The sequence below is a fragment of the Campylobacter sp. RM12637 genome (assembly GCF_020137645.1).
Classification (GTDB): Bacteria; Campylobacterota; Campylobacteria; order Campylobacterales; family Campylobacteraceae; genus Campylobacter_E.
Window position 1 is genome coordinate 47183 of record NZ_JACGAV010000007.1, and the last position, 21678, is coordinate 68860.

Sequence of the window (21678 nt, forward strand, 5' to 3'; positions counted from 1 at the left end):
TTATATTTAAAAATTAGCTAATATTAAAATATCAAAATAATATTTTAAATTCTAATTTAATTGTTTATATAATATTTATAATTATTTTCAATTATTCTTAAGAAATGATTTTTATAATTAATATTTTTTAAGGAGAATGTATGAAAAAATTATTATTTGTGTCAATTTTATCAAGTTTAGCTTTTGCTGATGTAAGTTATTTATTAAATGTAAAAAATATGGGTTGCAATGGTTGTGCTAAAAAAATAATAGAAGCGTCTAAAAGTATTGCTGAAGTTAAAGATTACAAGGCTGATTTTAATTCTAAAGATTTAGTTATTACTTTTGCTAAAGATGTAGATATTAAAGCAATAGTAGAAAAAATCAACGAAATCGGCTATAAAGCAGTGCAACAATGAAGGCATTTTTTATAATGCTTTTAGCACTTAATCTTAATGCAAATGTTTATTTTATAAAAGATATGGCTTGTGAAGTTTGTGTTGATTTTATTAGTTTTTGTGCTAGTAAAGTTAGCAAAAATTATAAAGTAGATTTAAATTCTAAAACTCTAAAAATAAGTGATAAAACTTATGATGAAAAATCACTTTTAAAATGTTTAGCAAAAGATGGCTATGAAGCAATTTTGCAAAAATAAAATTAGGCTAAGCATATTTTTAGCTACATATATTTATGCAAATACCTTAGATGAAATCAATATTAATGCAGTGCAAAATATTGATTATTTAGAATTTTCTAACACTATTTACAATAAAGCCTATCTTAATACTCAAATAAAACAAAATCACACTTTAGATGAACTTATCAAAAATCATACAAATATAAGAATTACTACTAAAGATAGCGATAATTCAAATTCTTTAAAGCCAGATGATTTTTCAATCAATGGTGCTAAAACCTATCAAAATCAAATGTTTATAGATGGAATAAACATAACAAGCACCATTCAACCAGCTATGTCAAAAACGCTATATAAAAATGTCTGGTATAACCCATCTCTTGGTTCATATTCGCTTAATATAGATAGCGAAATTATAGATAATTTAAGCATTTATGATAGTTTTGTAAGTGCTAGTTATGGTGGATTTTTAGGTGGAGTAATTGATGCAAAAATCAAAAGCCCATCAAAAAACCCAAGTGGTGGATTTAGTCTTGGATATAGCTTTCAAGATAATATTTTTATAGATGATAAAATAAGGCAAAAATATTCTAGTGGATATGGTTATCAAGATTTTAGTAATTATTATAAAAGATATTTCAGTGCTAATTTTAGCTCATATTTAAATGATACTTTTGGAATTTTATTTTTTGCAAGTAGTAATTATTCAAATACAAAAATAAAGCAAAAAGATATATATACAATAAATAAAATTAGCGATACAAATAACTTAATTTTGCTAAAAACTCAAAAAGATTATGATAACCATATTCTTAGCTCAACTTTTATTTATAATCCTTATTTAATAAATCAATTTCAAGAAGGCGTAATTGATTCTAATATGAAAGTAAATTATGGTGGATTTAGCTTAGCTTTTAATCTTGAAAGTGAATTAAAAAATATAAATCTTAATCAGCATTTATCATTTTTAAAATCAAATTCTTCAAGAATTTATGATAAAAAAGTTCAGTATCAATTCATCTTACCTTCAGGTATAAAGCAAAGTTATGGTGGGCTAGGAGATACCTTACAAACTGAAAAATCATATCAATATAAATTAGATGCTAAAACCAATGAATTTAAAAATAATGATTTAGAATATAGCTTTAATTTTGGTTTTGAACTTAGTAAAAATCAAGGCAAAATAAATAGAATTAATCCTTATACAAGATATGAAAAACCAATTGATATTCTAGCTTGTAAAGAAAATGATATTAGTTGCATAAATAATCAATATTTTTCATATTATGAAACACATTTTGCAAAAGCTAAAAAATCAATAAACAACTACGCTCAATTTATACAAAGCGATATTAAATATCATAATTTTAGATTTAGATTAGGTCTTAGAAATGATTATGATAGCCTTAGCAAAAGATTTAATATAGCCCCTAGAACAGGACTTGAGTATTATTTAAATGATAATCAATTTTTAGGATTTGGATTTAATAAATATTTTGATAAAGGGCTTTTAGCTTATATTTTATATGATGATTATTTTAGTGGATATGAAGAGTATTCAAGAATTGATTATAATAGCCCTTGGATACAAGATACAAAATGGCAAAAAGATAGAGTTTTTATAGGATTAAAAAGCCCTTATGCTAATGAGTTTAGCCTATATTACAACGCAGAATTTAAATATTTTAAAATGTTATTAAAATACATTAAACGCAAAACTTATAATGAAATTTATTCAGCAAATCAAGAAGAATTAGGCTTAGAAAGTATAAACGATACTGATAATAATTATAAAGTTTATTATAATGGCAAAAAAACAGCTAATGATATTATAAGTCTTAATTTATCTAGCAATGAAATTAGTATATTTAATACTAAAAATTATTTTGATTTAAATCTTAGCTATTTACACAAAAAAGGTAGTGCGACTAATTATTTAAGCACAACTGGTAAAAACATAATCTATAATGGTAAAACTATAAAATCAAGTGAATTGCCATTTGTTTATGAGCCTTTTATAGCTAATTTTACTCATAATTTATTTTATGATAATTTTAACTTGATTAATGAAATCACTTATCATTCAGCGAAAAATGATTTATACTCACAATACGATAAGAATTTAAATATGCAAATATTTAGCGATACTAAACTTAAGTCATATTTGAATTGGAATTTAGGATTTGGCTATACTAAAAATATTAAAAATACTAAATTAAAAATAAGTTTTAATATCTTAAATATTTTAAATAGCAAAAATAAAATCAGCGTATTTAATTGTAATAACGAATTATGTTATAAATACGCTAATTCAAGGCTATATACTTTTAATCTAAATTATAATTTTTAAATTAGTGCAATTAAGCACTAATTTTTAATGTAAGCTAAACTTAAGCGGCACACTAATATCTAAAACTCTTTCATAACGCTTAAATTTCGCTATCTCAACGCTTTTAATTCCTGCTTTGTTTAGATTTTCATATTTTGATGGCTTAAGTATTTTTATATTTTTTGCCTTACCATAATCATAGGTAAATCCTACAACCACTACTCCTTGCTCACGCCTTTTTCTTGAACTCATAGGATAATTACTCTTAGCAGTTTTATTTAAAACTGATTGAATATGAGAGATTAATTCATCTTGATTATTCCCACCTGCAGGAGTATTATTACTAATTATAGTAGTTGGTTTAGCTTCATTTATCTTGCTTGCTAAAGGTTCGTTTTTAGGTGTGATTGGCTCATCTTGAGTTTTTTTAATTTCTTTTACTTCTTGCTTTGGTTTTGGTTTTTTATGGTGCTTTTTTTTAGGTTTTAAAGCAAATTTTTCTTCTTTTATCTCTTCTTTGATTATTTCTTCTTTTATTTCTTTTACTTCTTCAATTATTTCTTCTTTAACAGCATTTTGAGGTATGCTAGGAGCATAAAAAAGCACTGCTAAAGCTTTATCATTTTTAATCTCACTTGTCTTTACATCAATTCTAAAAAAACACGCCAACAAAACCGCATGAACTAAAAAGGAGATGAAAAATGCGATTTTATTTTTCTGTTGCAATAGCAAAATTTTCATGCTTTAACTCTTTTAAAATATCCACTATTTTTACAAAATGTTTATAACTAGCGTTCTCATCAGAGCGTAAAATTACAATTTCATCTTTACTAATACTTGATAATTTTGTCTTTAATTCATCTACGCTAAGCAAACTCTCATTATAAAATATCTCGCCAGTTTCATTAATACTTATAAATACTTTTTGCTTATCATCAATGCTTACGCTATTTTCTGATTTTGGTAAGTTTATAGCGATTTTTTCTTCTGCTATAAAGGTGCTAACACTTAAAACAATGCAAAGTAAAACTAGCATAATATCAATAAATGGAACTAGATTTAAGCCTTCTTTATTTACTCTCATTATTTTCCTTAAATCTTGATAATACAACATCAACTTTTCTAATAAATGCGTTGTATATCATAAGAGTTGGGATTGCTACAACAAGTCCAAGTGCTGTTGCTTTAAGAGCAAGTGATAGCCCTAGCATAATACTTTTTGCGTCCATAGTAGCTGCATTTGCCATATCATAAAATGTAATCATTATGCCTATTACCGTGCCAAGCAAACCTATATAAGGAGCGTTTTGATAAACGATGTAAAGACAGGTGAGATTTTTACTAAGTGCTATTTCTAATTCATCTTTACATTTATAATTTTTAATATCAATATTCTTAAAAAATATTAGCCTTTCAATACTAAATGCCAAAACTAAAAAGCTCATAAAAAATAATATCGCAAACACAAAATAATCTAAATATTCTTTTAAAAATTCCACATTTTCTCCTAATAATTGATATTCTAAAAAAGGCTAAAAAGCCTTTTTTAGTTTAGAATTTGTAACTAAAGCCTAGTTTTATATTTCTTCCTGCTTCATAGTCGTTTGCAGTCTCAACCCCAAATCTTCTTTGAGAATGTGAAACATAAGTTTTATCAAATAGATTGCCAACGCTTAAGTTTATTTCAAGATTTTGAGTAGGCATATAACTTGCATATATTTCGCTTACTCCATAACCTGCTTTTTTAGTTCCATCTTCTAAAGTCTTACCAGCAAAAGCTATTAGGTTATAACCAAATAATGTATCAATTGGACTAGCAAAATATTCAGCATTAAATGTATATTTATCCCCACTATCACTATATGCCATTACGCCACCAACTTTACTTTTGTCTTTATGTTTTGTTGTTTGATGAGTATAACTTGCACTAAATTTTAAATTCTCATAAGCATAAGAAGCATATAATTCAACCCCACGAACATTAGATTTACCCATATTCATACGATTGTAATTATTCTTAATTGTTTGTCCGTTTTGAGTAGTTGTTACGCTTACATTTTCTTTAATTAAATTCTTATAATCAGTATAAAAATATTTAGCTACAAAATTAACATTATGTTCATTAAAGTTATTTTTATACCCAAATCCAGCTTCATAAGCATCACCTGTTTCAGGCTCTAAATTCTCATCAATATAATTTGTATTAAATGTATTTTCGCTAAGTCTTAAAGCTTCAATCGGATCAGGTCCTCTAAATACTTTTGAATACCCAGCAAATAAATTAATGCCGTTTTCTGCCTTATAATCAAGTGCTAATGCAGGGCTAAAATTATTAAATCCTTGAGTTTTCTTGCCAAAATTATCTATAGTAAATCTATCAAATCTAACTCCAGGAATTATGCTAAATCCACCAATTTGAATAGTATCTTGTAAAAATACTGATAGGTTGTTTGCTACTTCTTTAGGATGATTGTTTGTAGGAGTTACAGAAATTGCTCCATTTGTTGCATCTTTTAAACTTGAATGATTTTTTCTAAAGCTTGTAGTTTGATACCACTCAAGTCCATAAAATACTTCTTGATTAAAGCTAGTATTTTCAAATCTTGATTTATTGTTTAAATAAGCACCTGTGGTTTTTACTCCATCATTTGATAAAAATGCTTTACCACCTGATTTTTTAAACTCTGCATAATTTGGAACTTCATCTTTTATAAGCCTATGCTCTGTATGATAAACTCTAAATTCGCTATCAATTAATTCATTTGGATTGTAATTGTAATTAAATGTATAGGTATCTCTTTGCATAATTTGAGGCAAAATAGGTTGAGCTCTTTCTCCTGCTTTTAGTGTGCCTGTATCAAATGCCACCGAGCCACCAAACTCACCTCTAAATGGAAAATCACCATCATATTCAGTATGCTCATAGCTAAGACCTGCTTTATGCTCATCTTTTTCATAATTTACTTTAAATAAATAGCTTAAATCATGACCCTTACCACCAATATCATTGCCATTTCCATCTTTTCCGAAGCCATAATTTTTATGATTAATATATGCTAAAAGACCAAAATTATTATCAGTTTTACCATAAGCCATTATGCTTTTTTGCCATTCTTTATTATTAGTTGAATAGCCTGTCTTAAACTTACCACCAAAACTCTCATCACCTTCTAATAAATCAAATGCACTTGCAGTCTTAAACGCAACCGAACCACCTAAAGCACCTGAGTTATTAGCAACACTTAAAACACCCACGCCAACATCAATAGCTTTTAATAAATCAACATCTAAAACTAAATCAGCCGAGTGATGAAAAATATTTCCACGTTGTCTTGCACCATCAATAGTAATATTAATACCCCTATCATTTACGCCACGCATATAAAGTTTTTGATTAAACTGATTTGTCCCTGCTACATAAACACCTGGAATATCACGCATAACATCTCTTATTGCACCTGCGTTTTTGTTTGAGATTTTTAGCGAATCAACATTAGAATATCCAATTGAACTAGCATTTACTTCAATAGTATCAAGATTAGCATTCTCATTAGCCAATAAGCCAACACCACCAAATAAGCATAAAGCCAAAGAAAGTTTTAAAGATTTTCTCAAAATATCTCCTTAATTGATAATAAAAATGATATTCTATAATATTTTTAGTTAATAACAAAAATAATTATCATAATATTTATAATTTTTAAATAAATGATAGTTATATTGATAATAAATTTTATTTAAAATTCAAATTCATTGTAGTATTGTTTAAGATTTTTAAAATAAAGAATTTAATTTAGCTTTTGTAGTTTTATAATTTTTTAGAAAATACTTCGTACAATAAATCTATTTCACTATCTTCAAATATAGCTGAATTTTTATTTTTTAGATAATCTTTCATCTTAATTTTATTGATACTTACACTCACTTTACAACCCCTACAATACATTAAAAATCCTTCTCCTAAAGAAAAAAAATCATTTAATTCTTTATTGCATTCCGTGCAAGTTTCACTAAAATAAAGCCTACCTTCATACTCAATCATCAAAGCATAAGCATCTAAAAATACTCTTTTATAATGTTGAGTTTTTAATCTATTAATTATTCTTAAACTTAAATCATAATAAAAACTTCCACACTCTTGATTATCTTTTAAATGCTCATATAAAAGCACACAAAAACTCTGCCAAGCCTTAATAATCTCATAATCATTCCAAGGCAAGGCTAATTGCATTGTTGAGTGTAGTTTTGGCAAAAATAAAGGCTGAATACTTAGCTCATAATCAATAATATTTCCGACTATTAAATGTGAGTGTCTAACTCCGTAAAATCTATAGCATTTTACTAATTCTTCGCTGCTTAGGATAAAGACTATTAAATCTTTATCCCTAACGCTAAAGGTATTTAAAATTATTCCTTGCAATAATTAGCACCTTCGTTTGCAAAAAAAGTATCATAATGAATGTTAAAAAAGGCGTTTTCAAGGCTTTTAAATAATTTTGGGTTTTGTGCTTCAAGACTTGCTAAAAGCTCTTTTGTTTCTGCTCTTGCGTGTGGCATTTTCACATCAAATCTCATAGCAGGACAAGCTTCATCGCCTATTGTTTTAAGACCATTTTTGATAGCATTTTCTCTTAACATTCTTTCACGAACAAATATCAAAGGACGAATTACGGTAATTCCTTGTGCTGAAGTGAATTTCGCAGCAAGTGTTCTTAAAGCTCCATTATAAGTAAAGTTCATAAAAAAGCTCTCAATAGCATCATCTAAATGGTGTCCTAAAGCTAATTTATTAAAACCATTTTCCTTAGCATAAGTATATAAATATCCCCTTCTCATACGAGAGAAAAACGAGCAAAAGCTTGAATTTTGACGGATTTTTTCACTAGAAATCTCATAAATATTACTTTCAATTATTGTATGCTTTATACCTAAAATCTTGCAATAATTACTTAGATATTTATAATCTTCGCCCATTCCATAGCTAAGCGTTACTGCTTCAAATTCAAACTTAAACGGGACTGCTCTTTGCATATGTTTAAGTAGCATTAGTAAGCTTAAGCTATCTTTTCCACCGCTAAGTCCTACTAAAACCTTATCACCTTCTTCAATTAAATTAAATTTATCACAAGCTCTTGCTACTTCTTTAATAAGTCTTTTGCTAAGCTCATTTTTAAACAAATGTTCGCACATTTTTAAGACAAATCTAGCACTATTTTTAGCAGCTAGTTCTAAAAACTCATCAAAACTAACATCAGCATTTCCACCTGCATCATCGCTAATCGCTCTTAGTATAAAACAAGGCACATTAAGACTTTCGCAAACTAAAGCAACGCTTGCTCCTTCCATCTCAACCGCATCAGCATTAAAAGTATCTTTAATCCAATTTTTCTTAGTTTCATCGCAAATAAATTGGTCTGATGTCGCAATAATGCCGCTAACTACATTTAAATCAAGCTCTTTTGCTACTTTTTTAGCAATATTATTTAATTTTTCACTTGTTTTTATAAAAACGCTAGTTTCAGGGACATAGCCAGGTTTGTGTCCGAATGCTGTTATATCTATATCATGCTGCACTAATTCTTCTGCAATTAATAAATCCCCTATTTTTAAATTAGGATTAAGCGACCCTGCAACGCCTGTAAAAAGCAAACAATCAGCCTTATATTTTTCTATCATTACACTTGCACTTAGAGCTGAATTTACTTTGCCTATTTTTGAATAAGCAATAATTAGTTCATGACCTGCGTAATCAATGAAATAATAAGTATTATTTGCATATTTACTCTCTTTATAAGAATACTCATTTAAAATTGGCTCAATTTCTTCACGCATAGCACCTAAAATTGCTATTTTCATTGGTTTTCCTTAAATGTTTTTATAAAGTTTTCAATATCTTCTAGGCTTTTTATACTAATACTTGGTTTGTTTGTTATTTTTTTATTAAGTCCGCATAAAACACTGCTTCCAAATTCTATAAAACCATCAACGCTATTTTCTATACTTTTTATGCTGTGTTTATATAAAACAGGCTTAATAAGTTGCTCTTTTATGGCTAAAATGGCTTCATTTTTAGTGCTATAAGGCTTTGTAAAAGCATTTGAGATTACTGGTATGAAATCATCATTAAACAACAATTCTTTTTCTAATTTATTAGCTGCACTTTGCATTAAAGGACAATGACTTGCTACGCTCATATTAAGCAGCATTGCTCTTTTTGCTCCAGCATTTTTAAAATCATCTATGCTATTTTCTAAATCTTTTTTAAGCCCAGCTACAACTATTTGACCATCACAATTGTAATTTGCCGCATAGATTTGCTTATTTTCCTTATTTGCTTTAGCACAAATTTCTTCTACTAAATTATCATCTAAACCTAAAATAACCATCATAGAAGCAGGATTTTCGCTACTTGCACATTCTTGCATATATTTTCCACGCATATTTACTAGCTTTAAAGCATTTTTTAATTCAAGTGCATTATTTGCACATAAAGCCGAAAATTCTCCTAAAGAATGTCCTAAAGATGGAGTGTCTTCATAACTAATAAAAGGCTTTATATCATCTTTTTTTCTTAAAGAAATTCCATTTTCTTCTAGTAATTTTTCAAATACTTTATAATACATAATGCTATTTAGTAATATTGCAGGTTGGGTAAATTCACTTATATCTAATCTATCATTTTTACTAAAAATTAATTCTTTAAAATCAATACCGCAAAAACTACTAACTTCATCATAAGTTTTTCTTACAAACTCAAAATTATCAAATAATTCTTGACCCATAAAAGCACTTTGAGAACCTTGACCTGGGTATAAAAATGCGTAATTCATATTTTTCCTTTTTAATTTATTTTATTATCAAATCTTATAATACAAGTATTAAAATCTTTTAATTACAGCTATTATAAATCTTTTTTACATTTTGTATAATATTATAAAAATATAAATTCCATTATTAAAATAATAAACGAAGTTTAACTTGTAATACTAATACAATCTATATTTTTAATATCACAATTTTAGCACTTTTTTATGATTGAATTAAAAATCAAGTTAAAAATAATAAGTTTTGTATATTTATAACTTACGATTATATATTAAAGATTACTTGTAATTTGTGAATTTGATAGCAATAAATGTATTTTAAAGTTTTGACATAAAAAATAAAATTATAAAAATGATTAATTTTAAAAAACTGAATACTTTGAGTATATAATAAATATTAGTATAAGGCGAAATAAATCGCCTTATATTTTAGCTAAACCTTAGCTCTTAACCTCTGCAACAACCGCCGCCGTGGTGATGATGGTGATGATCATCTTCATCATCATGATGATGACCGCAACTTCCATCGCCTTTGCAACCACTATGTCCGTGATTTCCACATCCACATCCACCAGCTTGTGCTACTGCACCACTTTCTAATTCTTCAGGAGTAGCATCTCTTACTTCTTTAATATTTACGGTAAATAATAAATCTCTTCCTGCGTAAGGATGATTATAATCAATTACTACGCTACTATCTTTGATTTCTTTAACAACAACTCTAACTGTTGAGCCATCTTCGTTTTCTCCGAATAATTCTAAGCCAACATTTAAATCAATGCCTGCGAATTGTTCTTTTGGTAATTCTTGAACCAAATTCTCATCATATTCTTGCCAAGCTTTATCTTTAGTGATTAAAATATCACTTTCATCACCCTCATTTAGTTTAGCAATTTCATCTTCTAAAGCCTCTAATACTTGATTTCTACCTAATAAAAATGAAATAGGATGAAAATCAGTATTATTTTCTAATACTTCATTAGTTTTTGCATCACGCAATATAAAATTAAGTGATACTACGCTGTCTTTTTTTATAGCCATTTTTAATCCTTTCTATTAATTTATACTTTTAGCTTCACTTGAATCTGGAAATTGTTTTTTAAGTGCTGCATAAAAATTATTTGCTTTTTCTGTTTCATTAATTGCCTTCAACGAATTTGCGGTATTTAATAAAATTAAAGGCATATTAGGAGCTTTTACCCCTTGAATATTATATAAATCTGAACTTGTTTTGTAATAATATATAGCATTTTTATAGTCTTTTTGTGCGTATGCAATTTGTCCTAAATAAAAATTACATTGTGCAGGTTTATGTTTTGCATTTGCTAATTCTTCAAAAATTTTTGCGGAATTTTCATAATCTTTACTATTATATAAACTTATAGCATTTGCCATTTTTTGAGCTGGAGTTTCATTTTTAGCTGCAACCTCATTTGCTACTACTTGCTGAGTTGTAGATTTTACAGCTTTATTCTCGCCCAAGCTACTAACTAAATTTGTTAATTCACTTAAAGCCTTTTTTAACTGATTAATGCTGTTTTTTTGATTTTTTAATTCTTGTTTTATTTCAGAAATATCTTTATCATAAATATCAAGTTTTTCTTTTGAAAACTTTTCTACTTCTAATAATTTACCTTCAAAATTATAAGTTTTGTTATTCAAATCATCAACTACACTTTGAATACCTTCAATTCTTTCTAAAGCCTTATTTGTTTTAAAATCAACACCAGTATAATCTTTACTAAGAGTTTCAACCTTTTTCTTGTTCTCTAATAAAACTTTTTCATTTTCTGTTAGCCCATAAGGCTCTTTAATATTTATATTACCTGCATTAAAGGCTGAAGTTTCTGCGTAAATAATAGGGGCTAAAGCCCCTATAAAAAGTATTTGTTTTAGCATAAATTAAAACTGAACTTTTGTTTCTGCTCTACGATTTTGAGCATCGCATTCTTTTGTTTTATCATTACATACTGGGTTGTTTTCGCCATAGCTTTTAATTGTAATTCTTGAGCTGCTAACTCCTTGAGATTCTAAACCATCTTTAACAGCTTTAGCTCTTTTTAAACCTAAAGCTTGGTTATATTCTTCACTACCCCACTCGTCGCAGTTACCTTCAACAACAATATTTAAATCTTTACCATCTTGATTTAATAAACTTGCGTTATTTGACACTACGCCATACATATCTGAACGAATATCGTATTTGTCAAAGTCAAAATATACTTTACCTAAAGAATTATTAATTCTTTCTAGTTTAGTATTAATATCTTCCTTAACATCTACATTCATATCTGGAGCAACCTCCACTTTTTTTGGAGCCTCAACTGTAGCCTTTTGACTACAACCAACAACTAAAGCTGCTAAAGCAACTGCATAAGCTAATTTTTTCATTTTTTTCCTTTCATAAAAAGTAATTGAAATTATAATTTCCAAAACTAAAAATTTATTTAATTACCAATCCAAAGTTGAAATTTTACCAACTTTTAGTGGGAAATGATACACTTTATTCTCATCAAGTCTTAAAATTCCTAAAGAACTTTGCATTCCTAATAATTTTATAAACATAATTGTCTTACCATCGCTGCTAAAATTAGGGAAAATATTTCTACCATTTAATGTCAATTGTCTTACATATTGCGAATCAGTTGCCATAACATATAAGTTAAAATCTCCTGATTTTTCACGACTTGAATAAACTATATAATTATTATAAACACTAAAGGCAGAATTGTTTTTACCATGATAAACTAATTGAGTTGCGTTAGTTTTATCAAGACCTTGTAAATATAAATTAGGATAAGAACTTCTATCGCTAACAAAAGCAAAACTATCACTACCTACAAATCTTGCACTAACATCTATTCCTTTATACATAGTAAGTCTTTTTGTATTTTTAGTATTTAAATCTAATAAAAATATTTCTGGTTGATCTTCTGTTGTTTTAGTAATTAATGCTTTAGTTCCATCTTTGCTAATATCGCTAAGAGCTAACATACCAGAACCTTGAGTAATTAAAGTTTTTTGATTATTCAATAAATTATATTTATATATACTCAAAATATCTTTATTATAATCTGTATAATAAAATTCATTTTGATTGCTATTTGCCCATTTTGCAAATAAATTTAACCCACCTTGCATAATAATTTTTTGATAATTTAAAGTGTAATCTGCAATAAGAATTTGACTTTGCTTAGCAGCTATTTTTCTAGTAATTAAAATCTTTTTATTCATCCAATCTAAATCTGCTAATTTTAAGTCCTTAAACATTTGTGAAATTGCTTTGTGAGATAAAAACACATAAGCACTTTTTGGATAAGTAAAAGTATTGTTATACTTAATTTCATTATTCATACCCTTAAGAGTTATGCTTAACTCATAATTATTTCCTACAGGATTTAAATTATAATTTAATTCATAATTTGCATTATTTTCATTAGTAATTTCAAATTTAGAACTTACTAAAACATCATTTTTAATTACCTTATCAAAATCAAAATTAACCAAACTACTTGTAGTTATTCTAATCTTAGGCAACACCTCTTGCTCGCTAACCACATCCATAATAATATCAGCAGTTAAGCATACTAAACTAAAACATAATAAAAATATCTTTTTCATTTTATCTCCTTGATACTTAATATAACCGAAAGCCTTAAACTACCACTATAATCTTGTTGATTTGGTGGAATTCCTAAATTTTTGTTTTGTTGATTAATAGTTTGTATAAAAATTCTTGCCTTTTGTCTTAAAGCAGAGCTTTCATTAAAACCATTATCTTTGATTTTTATTATACCATTTTTTGATATTGTAAAAGCTACTTCAAAAATTTCCTTATCATTAATATCTGAACTATTAGCAGTTACTAAACTCCAAACATTTTTCAAATACGCATTCACTCTACCAAAATATTCATCATAAATTCCAGAAACCTTAGCAGATGTTTGTGTAGTCTCTGAATTATTATTTGACTTAATTGTTGTATTAGCTAATTGTGATTGTATTTTTTTTAAAGCATCTAATTGTGATTGATTTAATTTATTTTCTTCTTGCTTAGTTTCCTTTTTTGGATTTTTTCTTTCACTTTTGCTAACTTTTAAATCCCCAAACAAACTACTTAAATCACTATCACTATCTTTACTATCAGTTTGTTGTTCTACTTTTTCATTTTGTTCAATTACTTTATTTTGATTATCTTTTGTAGCATTATCATTGCTTGTATTTTCTGGACTTTTATTTATTTTTTTTGCTACTTCTTTAGTATAGTCTTGTTTAACCTCGGCTGGAGTTTCAACATTATCTTCTACAAACAATATATCCACTTCACTATTACCATATTTAATAACTTCTTCATTTTTAGCAAAAATATTTATTAGCAAAATAAATATTAATATAGTAAGCACATATATTAAACAAGATAATAAAAAAGCTTTTGATTTACTCATTTTGTTTGAAGTGAAATTTTTACAAATCCTGCTTTTGAAAAAGTTGATAATACTTGCATTAGCTTATCGTAACTTATATCTTTATCTCCAGATATATAAACTATTTTATCTTTATCAAATTGATTTTTAATTAAACTAAAATTATCAAAAAAAGCAATATAAGGATATTTTTTCTTATTTAAAACTACTTCATCTTTTGTAATACTTACGAAAATATCATCTTTTTTTGCTTTGCTAACACTTGATTTTGAGCCATTTGGTAAATTAATATTTTCATCATATTTTAAATTAGGAATTACTAGCATTAAAATTACCAATAATACTAACATAACATCAACTAAAGGAGTTATGTTTAACTCTGGGTCTTCGTGTAAAAAATCATTTTTCATCGCTAATAATCTTTATTTGACTCTCTAAAATATTTAAACATTCAAATACTTTTCGTTTCACAATTAAATGAAATGTATAAGCTAAAATAGCAGAAATAATCCCACTAGCAGTAGCTATTAAAGCATGACCAATTGGAGAAGCGATTTGAGTAATATCACCATTTCCATTTAAAGATATTAAAGTAAAGTATATTGAAACAACGGTTCCAAACAATCCTATAAAAGGCGAAGTAGTAGCAATAATACTAAGCCAAGTAAGACCTTCGCTAAGATTTTTAGAAGCCTCATTATAATAAATCTCTAATTTTTTCATAGAACCTTCACAAGGTTTAAAATAAGCCTCAAAAGATAAATCTTGATTTTTTAATAACCTATCTAAAGTTCTTAATTCTTCTTGATAAAATTTAGAAATATTGCTTAAGCGATATAAAAAAATCGCTAAAGCAATAATAGAATAAAAACCTAAAATCCCAACTGCTAATAAAGTAGCTAAGTCAAAATCCGAAATCAAATTCATTTAGAATCCAGTCTTCCTAAAGTTGCGGCAAGGGTTGCTGAATTTGCACCTGCTGATTTTAATAATTCTTTAGCTTCTTCTAACTTTTTTTTGCTTATTGAATTATCATTACCACCTAGATAAACAGCACCTTGAGCCAAAATAACAACACTATTTTCATCAACTTTTACATGGCCTGAATCAATAGCTATAAGCTCCTTTGAACCATCATAATTTTCCACACTAATTACACCAGCTTGAAGCAAAGAAATTACAGAAGCGTGGTTTGGCAAAACACCAAACTCACCTTCACTTCCTGGCACTAACACTGATTTAACTTCTGAATTAAAAATTTCTCCGTGTGGAGTAACTATTTCTAAAGTTAATTTATCCATATTAAGCCTTTAATTTTTCTGCTTTCTTAATAGCCTCTTCAATATTTCCTACCATATAAAATGCGTTTTCAGGTAAGTCATCATATTTACCTTCTAATATACCTTTAAATCCAGCTATAGTTTCTTCAAGGCTTATATATTTTCCAGGACTACCTGTGAAAACTTCAGCTACGAAGAATGGTTGTGATAGGAATTTCTCAATTTTTCTAGCTCTTTCAACAACTAATTTATCTTCTTCGCTAAGTTCATCCATACCTAAAATAGCTATGATATCTTGTAAATCTTTATATTTTTGAAGCACACTTTGAACTCCACGAGCTACCTTATAATGCTCTTCACCAATAATTTGTGGGTCAAGCATTCTTGAAGTTGAATCAAGTGGATCAACCGCAGGATAAATTCCTTTTTCAGCAATACTTCTATTTAAAACCGTTGTAGCATCTAGGTGAGCAAAAACGGTTGCAGGCGCTGGGTCTGTTAAGTCATCAGCAGGAACATAAACAGCTTGAACTGAAGTAATTGAACCTTTTTTAGTTGATGTAATTCTTTCTTGGAATTTACCCATTTCACTTGCTAAAGTTGGCTGATAACCAACAGCTGAAGGAATACGACCAAGTAAAGCTGACATTTCTGAACCTGATTGAGAAAATCTAAAGATATTATCAATAAACATTAAAACATCAAGTCCCATTTCATCTCTAAAATATTCAGCCATTGTAAGACCTGTTAAAGCAATACGATTTCTTGCCCCTGGTGGTTCATTCATTTGACCATAGCATAAAGCAACTTTATCTAAAACATTGCTTTCTTTCATTTCATTATAAAGGTCATTTCCTTCACGAGTTCTCTCACCAACACCAGCAAATACTGAATAACCACTATGTTTAAACGCAACATTGTGAATTAATTCCATAATAATAACTGTTTTACCAACACCAGCACCACCAAATAATCCTACTTTACCACCTTTTGCATAAGGAGCAAGTAAATCAACTACTTTAATACCAGTTTCAAATATTTCACTTTTTGTGCTTTGGTCTTCAAATTTAGGTGGTTCTCTATGAATAGCCCATTTTGTTTCATAATTTTCTGGAGCACCTTCATCAATTAAATCTCCAACCACATTGAAAATTCTTCCTAAAACTTTTTCCCCAACAGGAACACTAATTGGAGCACCTAAGCTAACAGCTTTAGTTCCTCTTACTAAACCATCAGTCATATCCATAGCAATAGTTCTTACACGGCCATCACCTAAATGTGCTGCTACTTCTAATATTAAACGAATTTGCTTACCTTCAACCTCATAATTTACTTCAATAGCTTCATTGATTTGTGGTAAATAATCGCTAAATTCAACATCTACAACAGGTCCTAATACCTGAGATATAAATCCTTGCATATATTCTCCTATTCTTTCATTGATTCAACACCACTGATAATTTCAATTAATTCAGTAGTTATGCTTTCTTGTCTTGCTTTATTATAAGCTAAATTAAGTTCTTTAACCCTTGCTTTAGCATTATTAGTCGCGTTATCCATTGCTTGCATTCTAGCACTATGTTCAGCTGCTAAACTATCTATCAATGAATAAAACATACTATATTCTATATATCTTTTTAGTAATTCTTCTAAAACTTCCTTTTCTTCAGGTTCAATTTCTAATAAAGAATTTGAATTAGTAATTTCAGAATTACTTGAATCTACAGGTAATAAATTACACACTGATAATTCTTGAGAAATCATATTTTTATAGCCATTATGAACTAATATTATCTTATCAGTTAATGCTTTTTCATAATCACTAATAGCTAAATTAATAATTTCTCTAGCTTTTTCATAATCAGGTGAAGAACTAACGCCTGTATATTTATCTAGTATTTCAATTTTTTGAAAATTAAAAAACTCAATACCAACTTTTCCTATAGCTCTTAATCTAGTTTTAATACCTTTTTCTTTATTTTCTTTAATAATTTTACTAACTTCTTTTAAAGTTTTGATATTAAAACCACCGCACAAACCTTTGTCCGAAGTAATAAATACAACATCCACAATCTTAATCTCATGCTTACCAAAAAATCTACTATCTTTAGCCATATCAAATTGATTTAGCTTAAATGAAATTTCTTGCATAACCTCTTGCAATTTACTTGCATATACTTTAGACTTCTTAGCAAGCTCTTCTGCTTTTTTTAATTTAGCAGTAGAAACTAATTTCATAGCATTAGTAGTCTTTTGAGTATTATGAACGCTCTTTATTTTTCTTTTTATCTCTTTTAAATTCGCCATTACAAAACCTACGCTTGTGTTGCTTTAAACTCATTTAATAAATTTTTAATTTTATCTTCTAAATCACTATCTAAAGCTTTTTTAACTCTAATTTGCTCAAAAATCTCAGGAGACTTTGTTTCAATATAAGCATATAAATCATTTTCAAATTTAGTAATCTTATCTACAGCAATATCATCTAAAAATCCTCTAGTACCTGCATAAATTAGAACTATTTGCTTTTCAATAGCTAATGGGCTATATGGAGGTTGTTTTAATACTTCAACCATTCTTTGACCACGCTCTAATTGTTTTCTTGAACTCTCATCTAAATCACTTGCAAATTGTGCAAATGCTTGTAATTCACGATATTGCGCAAGGTCTAATCTTAATGTTCCTGATACTTGTTTTGTAGCTTTAATTTGAGCAGAACCACCTACCCTAGACACTGATAAACCTACGTTAATAGCAGGACGAATACCTGAGTTAAATAAATCTGTTTCTAAGAATATTTGTCCATCTGTAATTGAAATAACATTAGTTGGAATATATGCTGAAACATCTCCTGCTTGAGTTTCAATAATAGGTAAAGCTGTTAACGAACCTGCACCTAAAGCATCGCTTAATTTTGAAGCTCTTTCTAATAATCTTGAGTGTAGATAGAATACATCGCCTGGATAAGCTTCACGACCTGGAGGACGGCGTAAAATCAAGCTCATTTCACGATAAGCTACTGCGTGCTTACTTAAATCATCATATACTATTAAAGCATGTTTGCTATTGTCTCTAAAGTACTCACCCATTGTAACGCCTGTATAAGGAGCAAGGTATTGAAGAGCCGCTGAATCACTTGCAGTTGCACTTACTACTATTGTATAATCCATAGCTCCATGTTCTTCAAGTTTTTTAACAACTTGCGCAACAGTGCTTTGTTTTTGTCCAATAGCTACATAAATACATACAACATTTTGACCTTTTTGATTAATTATGGTATCTACTGCTACGGTTGTTTTACCTGTTTGTCTATCTCCAATGATTAATTCTCTTTGACCGCGACCAATTGGAACAAGGGCATCAATTGCTTTAATACCTGTTTGTAATGGTTCATGAACGCTTTTTCTAGCCATAATACCTTTAGCTTTTTCTTCAACGAATGCAGTTTTTGTAGTATTTATAACACCTTTTGCGTCGATTGGCTCTCCTAAAGCATTAACAACGCGACCAATTAATTCTTCACCAACTGGAACTTTTAATAATTGTTTTAATCTTTTAACAGAGCTACCTTCTTTAATATTTGAAAAACTTCCTAAAACTACAACACCAACACTATTTTCTTCAAGGTTTAATGCCATACCTTTTTCGCCATTTTCAAATTCAACCATTTCTCCTGCCATAACATTTTTTAATCCAAAAACATTAGCAACACCATCAGCTATTGAAATAACTTTACCAGTTTCTTCAATTTCTAAATTTAAATTAAAATTCTCAATTCTTTCTTTAATAATTGAGCTAATTTCATTTGCGTTAAAACTCACTGTTACTCCTCTTAAATTGCTTTCATTATATGCTGTTTGATTTTATCTTTTAATGAAGTTTCTGATACTATTATTTCATATCCTAAGTCTTCAATATAAATCTTTATTTCATTTTTATCATGAATTATATTTTTTAGTTTTATTTCTTTTTTAAAATAATTTGATAATTCTTTTTCGTGCTTTAATATATCATTATCACTAATTTTTTCTTTAGAATAAATATCAGCATAATAAATATTATTTTCTAAAGCTAATTTTTTAACTAATCCATCATAAACAACTGGAACTTTATCAAGTTTATTATTTACTCCTAATACCTTTAAAAAATTAATAATTTCTTTTTTGTTTGTATTAGATAAACTCACTAAAAACTCTATCTTTTTATCTAAGCTAATGCCTACTGCATTTATTATCACTAATGTTTTTTTATCTTTAAAGGCTTCTTTTAAAATCTCAAAACAAGATATAAATTCTTCCCTATCTTTTCTTTGCATTATTATATTTACATACTTTTCCATTAGCTAACTTTCCTTGAAACAATATCTAATAAATCAGATTGTTTTAAATTAACATTAGTATTTAAAAGCTCTTCTATAAGTTCATTAACAACTTCTTCTTTAGCCTTTTTCTCTTCAAATATTTTTTGCTCTTCATAAGATTTTTTCATATTTTCTATCTCATTATTAGCATCTTTTAAAATATTTTCATTTAATTTTATAGCTTGTTCTTTAGCTAATTCTATTAGCTTATCAGCCTCGTTATTAGCTATCTCTATTTTTTTAATTGCTTCTTCTTTATTTTTTTTAGCCTCATCTAAGCTTTTTTCTATTGATACTAATCTATTTTTAATATTATCAATTCTATCACAATATATCTTTTTAATTGTCTTAGCAAGTAATAAATACATCATAACAGCAAAAATTACAAAATTTATAGTTCTATAGAAAATATCTGTATCACTAGCTAACAAACAAGTAGGTAATAAAATCCATATTAATCTGTTCATAAAGCAACCTTAAATTTTTTCTATACTTGCTCTTAAAGCATTTTCACACTGAAACAAATCAGCTTTCAACTCATTTTTAAACTGAATTTTTTTTGCTTCAAGTTCAGTTAAAAATTTCTGATAGTCTAAATCAAGACTAGCCTTTTTTTCTGCTATAGCTTTGCTTGCTTGCTCTTTTGCTACGGCAACTTGCTCGCTTTTGATGGCTTGAGCTTTAGCTCTTGCATCAGCATAAATCTTAGCAATTAATGTTTCATTATTACTAGCGTCTGTGTTATTTTGCTGAATTCTAGCTTCATCTTCTTTTATACCATCATCTCTATTTTTCATAAAGGTTAGCAATGGTTTGTATAAGATATAATCTAAAATCCAAAGCAATATTAAAAACAACATAGCTGTTAATAACATCATTTTAAGATCTAAGTCATCAAACATACATTCTCCTTATTTTGATAAAACTTTATATTAACATAAAAAAATCAAATAATATTTAAATTATAAGTTTTTTATAGCATTTTCAACAAAATTTTTAGTATTTTCTTGATTTAAATTAAATATAAGTTTGCCATTTTGTATTTTAAAATCTATTTTAAATTCTTTTAATTTTTTTAACAAACTATCATCAATTATGTTATTTGTATTTTTACCCTTGAGTTTATTTGCTAGTTTTTCACAATCTCTAACATTTAATTTTTGACCAATAATTGTATTTACTAAAATCTTTTCATCTTCTTTTTGACCTGCTATTACTTTAGCATGACCTGCACTTAATTTGCCATCAATAATTAATTTTTGAGTATCTTCACTAAGAGTAAGTAATCTTAAAGTATTTGCTATATTTGCTCTACTTTTTTGAATACTATGCGCTAATTCTTCTTGAGTAATTTTTCTAACTCTCATTAACTCTTTATAAGCTAAAGCAAGTTCAATAGGATTTAAATCTTCTCTTTGAATATTTTCAAGTAAAGCTAATTCTCTTGTTTTACTTGAATCTATATTTGCAATAATTGCTTTAATTTTTGTTTCACCTAAAGCTTTAATAGCCCTCAATCTTCTCTCACCAGCAATTAAAAAATATTTAGTTACTTTTTCTAAATTTTCTCCATTTTCCATTGCCTTTTCACAAAGCTCATCAGCATCTATTACAACAATTGGTTGTAATAATCCATGATTTTTAATGGAATTAGCAAGTTCATTTATACTATCTTCATTAAAACTTTTTCTTGGCTGATATGGATTTGGAGTTATATCATCTATACTAATATCTCTTATAGTATCTAAATCACTTCTAAAAACTCCACTTAACTCATCATCATAAGCTAAAGATATATCATCTAAAATACTACTAAAATCTGAACCTAAAGATTTTTTTGCCATT

At 27.7% G+C, this 21678-nt stretch carries 25 protein-coding genes and 1 pseudogene; 3 read left to right on the forward strand and 23 right to left on the reverse strand.

Going from position 1 to position 21678, the window contains the following annotated elements:
- Positions 1 to 140 precede the first annotated feature (140 nt).
- Genes AVBRAN12637_RS05165 through AVBRAN12637_RS05175 form a run of 3 tightly spaced genes read left to right on the forward strand, consistent with a single transcriptional unit; the run spans position 141 to position 2966 of the window.
- Positions 141 to 398 carry a heavy-metal-associated domain-containing protein gene (locus AVBRAN12637_RS05165; protein WP_214117354.1) on the forward strand — a complete coding sequence of 86 codons (258 nt, stop codon included), beginning with the start codon at positions 141 to 143 and terminating at the stop codon, positions 396 to 398.
- Positions 395 to 634 (forward strand): hypothetical protein, encoded by a 240-nt coding sequence (locus tag AVBRAN12637_RS05170; protein WP_214117355.1) that lies wholly within the window; start codon positions 395 to 397, stop codon positions 632 to 634. Before AVBRAN12637_RS05165 ends, AVBRAN12637_RS05170 begins: the two co-directional genes overlap by 4 nt.
- Positions 612 to 2966 carry a TonB-dependent receptor plug domain-containing protein gene (locus tag AVBRAN12637_RS05175; protein ID WP_336608396.1) on the forward strand — a complete coding sequence of 785 codons (2355 nt, stop codon included), beginning with the start codon at positions 612 to 614 and terminating at the stop codon, positions 2964 to 2966. Before AVBRAN12637_RS05170 ends, AVBRAN12637_RS05175 begins: the two co-directional genes overlap by 23 nt.
- 24 nt (positions 2967 to 2990) lie before the next feature.
- Here the strand turns inward: AVBRAN12637_RS05175 and AVBRAN12637_RS05180 are convergent, their stop codons facing one another.
- The 23 genes and pseudogenes from AVBRAN12637_RS05180 to AVBRAN12637_RS05290 form a co-directional block, all read right to left on the reverse strand.
- The gene (locus tag AVBRAN12637_RS05180) at positions 2991 to 3686 is read right to left on the reverse strand and encodes a TonB family protein (protein WP_336608397.1); all 696 of its coding nucleotides are present in this window, start codon (positions 3684 to 3686) and stop codon (positions 2991 to 2993) included.
- Positions 3655 to 4029: a TonB system transport protein ExbD gene (gene exbD, locus AVBRAN12637_RS05185; RefSeq protein ID WP_214117358.1), complete on the reverse strand. Its 375-nt coding sequence runs from the start codon at positions 4027 to 4029 to the stop codon at positions 3655 to 3657. Before exbD ends, AVBRAN12637_RS05180 begins: the two co-directional genes overlap by 32 nt.
- Complete coding sequence (gene exbB / locus AVBRAN12637_RS05190) at positions 4016 to 4444, reverse strand: TonB-system energizer ExbB (RefSeq protein WP_239802994.1); 429 nt, start codon at positions 4442 to 4444, stop codon at positions 4016 to 4018. Before exbB ends, exbD begins: the two co-directional genes overlap by 14 nt.
- Before the next feature lie 52 nt (positions 4445 to 4496).
- Positions 4497 to 6560 carry a TonB-dependent receptor domain-containing protein gene (locus AVBRAN12637_RS05195; protein ID WP_336608398.1) on the reverse strand — a complete coding sequence of 688 codons (2064 nt, stop codon included), beginning with the start codon at positions 6558 to 6560 and terminating at the stop codon, positions 4497 to 4499.
- Between the two features lie 193 nt (positions 6561 to 6753).
- On the reverse strand, positions 6754 to 7365 hold the full coding sequence (recO, locus tag AVBRAN12637_RS05200; RefSeq protein WP_214117361.1) for a recombination protein RecO: 612 nt from the start codon (positions 7363 to 7365) through the stop codon (positions 6754 to 6756).
- On the reverse strand, positions 7353 to 8135 hold the full coding sequence (locus AVBRAN12637_RS05205) for an ATP-binding protein (protein ID WP_214117410.1): 783 nt from the start codon (positions 8133 to 8135) through the stop codon (positions 7353 to 7355). Before AVBRAN12637_RS05205 ends, recO begins: the two co-directional genes overlap by 13 nt.
- Positions 8121 to 8801 (reverse strand): annotated as a pseudogene (locus AVBRAN12637_RS05210) (5'-methylthioadenosine/adenosylhomocysteine nucleosidase); the annotation flags it as partial. The gene AVBRAN12637_RS05205 and the pseudogene AVBRAN12637_RS05210, both read right to left, overlap by 15 nt.
- Entirely contained in the window at positions 8798 to 9775 is a 978-nt protein-coding gene (locus tag AVBRAN12637_RS05215) for an ACP S-malonyltransferase (protein WP_336615452.1), read from the reverse strand. The gene AVBRAN12637_RS05215 and the pseudogene AVBRAN12637_RS05210, both read right to left, overlap by 4 nt.
- Before the next feature lie 441 nt (positions 9776 to 10216).
- Positions 10217 to 10810, reverse strand: a complete 594-nt coding sequence (locus AVBRAN12637_RS05220; RefSeq protein ID WP_214117363.1) for an FKBP-type peptidyl-prolyl cis-trans isomerase — start codon at positions 10808 to 10810, stop codon at positions 10217 to 10219.
- A 15-nt stretch (positions 10811 to 10825) separates the two neighbouring features.
- Entirely contained in the window at positions 10826 to 11668 is an 843-nt protein-coding gene (locus AVBRAN12637_RS05225; protein ID WP_336607935.1) for a tetratricopeptide repeat protein, read from the reverse strand.
- A gap of 3 nt (positions 11669 to 11671) precedes the next feature.
- A complete protein-coding gene (locus AVBRAN12637_RS05230; protein ID WP_214117365.1) occupies positions 11672 to 12160 on the reverse strand; it encodes an OmpA family protein in 489 nt (162 codons plus the stop codon).
- A 60-nt stretch (positions 12161 to 12220) separates the two neighbouring features.
- Positions 12221 to 13390 (reverse strand): PD40 domain-containing protein, encoded by a 1170-nt coding sequence (locus AVBRAN12637_RS05235; protein ID WP_214117366.1) that lies wholly within the window; start codon positions 13388 to 13390, stop codon positions 12221 to 12223.
- Positions 13387 to 14214, reverse strand: coding sequence for a hypothetical protein (locus AVBRAN12637_RS05240; RefSeq protein ID WP_214117367.1), 828 nt, complete (start codon positions 14212 to 14214; stop codon positions 13387 to 13389). Before AVBRAN12637_RS05240 ends, AVBRAN12637_RS05235 begins: the two co-directional genes overlap by 4 nt.
- The gene (locus AVBRAN12637_RS05245; RefSeq protein WP_214117368.1) at positions 14211 to 14603 is read right to left on the reverse strand and encodes a biopolymer transporter ExbD; all 393 of its coding nucleotides are present in this window, start codon (positions 14601 to 14603) and stop codon (positions 14211 to 14213) included. The genes AVBRAN12637_RS05240 and AVBRAN12637_RS05245 overlap by 4 nt, the downstream gene beginning before the upstream one ends.
- Positions 14593 to 15120, reverse strand: coding sequence for a MotA/TolQ/ExbB proton channel family protein (locus AVBRAN12637_RS05250; protein ID WP_214117369.1), 528 nt, complete (start codon positions 15118 to 15120; stop codon positions 14593 to 14595). The genes AVBRAN12637_RS05245 and AVBRAN12637_RS05250 overlap by 11 nt, the downstream gene beginning before the upstream one ends.
- A complete protein-coding gene (gene atpC, locus AVBRAN12637_RS05255; RefSeq protein WP_214117370.1) occupies positions 15117 to 15494 on the reverse strand; it encodes an ATP synthase F1 subunit epsilon in 378 nt (125 codons plus the stop codon). The genes AVBRAN12637_RS05250 and atpC overlap by 4 nt, the downstream gene beginning before the upstream one ends.
- 1 nt (position 15495) lies before the next feature.
- Positions 15496 to 16893: a F0F1 ATP synthase subunit beta gene (gene atpD / locus AVBRAN12637_RS05260; protein ID WP_214117371.1), complete on the reverse strand. Its 1398-nt coding sequence runs from the start codon at positions 16891 to 16893 to the stop codon at positions 15496 to 15498.
- Between the two features lie 8 nt (positions 16894 to 16901).
- Positions 16902 to 17780 carry an ATP synthase F1 subunit gamma gene (gene atpG, locus AVBRAN12637_RS05265; RefSeq protein WP_214117372.1) on the reverse strand — a complete coding sequence of 293 codons (879 nt, stop codon included), beginning with the start codon at positions 17778 to 17780 and terminating at the stop codon, positions 16902 to 16904.
- A gap of 8 nt (positions 17781 to 17788) precedes the next feature.
- Entirely contained in the window at positions 17789 to 19294 is a 1506-nt protein-coding gene (gene atpA / locus AVBRAN12637_RS05270; protein WP_214117373.1) for a F0F1 ATP synthase subunit alpha, read from the reverse strand.
- An 11-nt stretch (positions 19295 to 19305) separates the two neighbouring features.
- Positions 19306 to 19812 carry a F0F1 ATP synthase subunit delta gene (locus AVBRAN12637_RS05275; RefSeq protein WP_214117374.1) on the reverse strand — a complete coding sequence of 169 codons (507 nt, stop codon included), beginning with the start codon at positions 19810 to 19812 and terminating at the stop codon, positions 19306 to 19308.
- Positions 19812 to 20300 carry a F0F1 ATP synthase subunit B family protein gene (locus AVBRAN12637_RS05280; protein WP_336615453.1) on the reverse strand — a complete coding sequence of 163 codons (489 nt, stop codon included), beginning with the start codon at positions 20298 to 20300 and terminating at the stop codon, positions 19812 to 19814. Before AVBRAN12637_RS05280 ends, AVBRAN12637_RS05275 begins: the two co-directional genes overlap by 1 nt.
- 9 nt (positions 20301 to 20309) lie before the next feature.
- A complete protein-coding gene (locus tag AVBRAN12637_RS05285) occupies positions 20310 to 20735 on the reverse strand; it encodes a F0F1 ATP synthase subunit B family protein (RefSeq protein WP_214117376.1) in 426 nt (141 codons plus the stop codon).
- Positions 20736 to 20795: 60 nt separating this feature from the next.
- Positions 20796 to 21677 carry a ParB/RepB/Spo0J family partition protein gene (locus AVBRAN12637_RS05290; protein ID WP_214117377.1) on the reverse strand — a complete coding sequence of 294 codons (882 nt, stop codon included), beginning with the start codon at positions 21675 to 21677 and terminating at the stop codon, positions 20796 to 20798.
- Between the last annotated feature and the right edge of the window lies 1 nt (position 21678).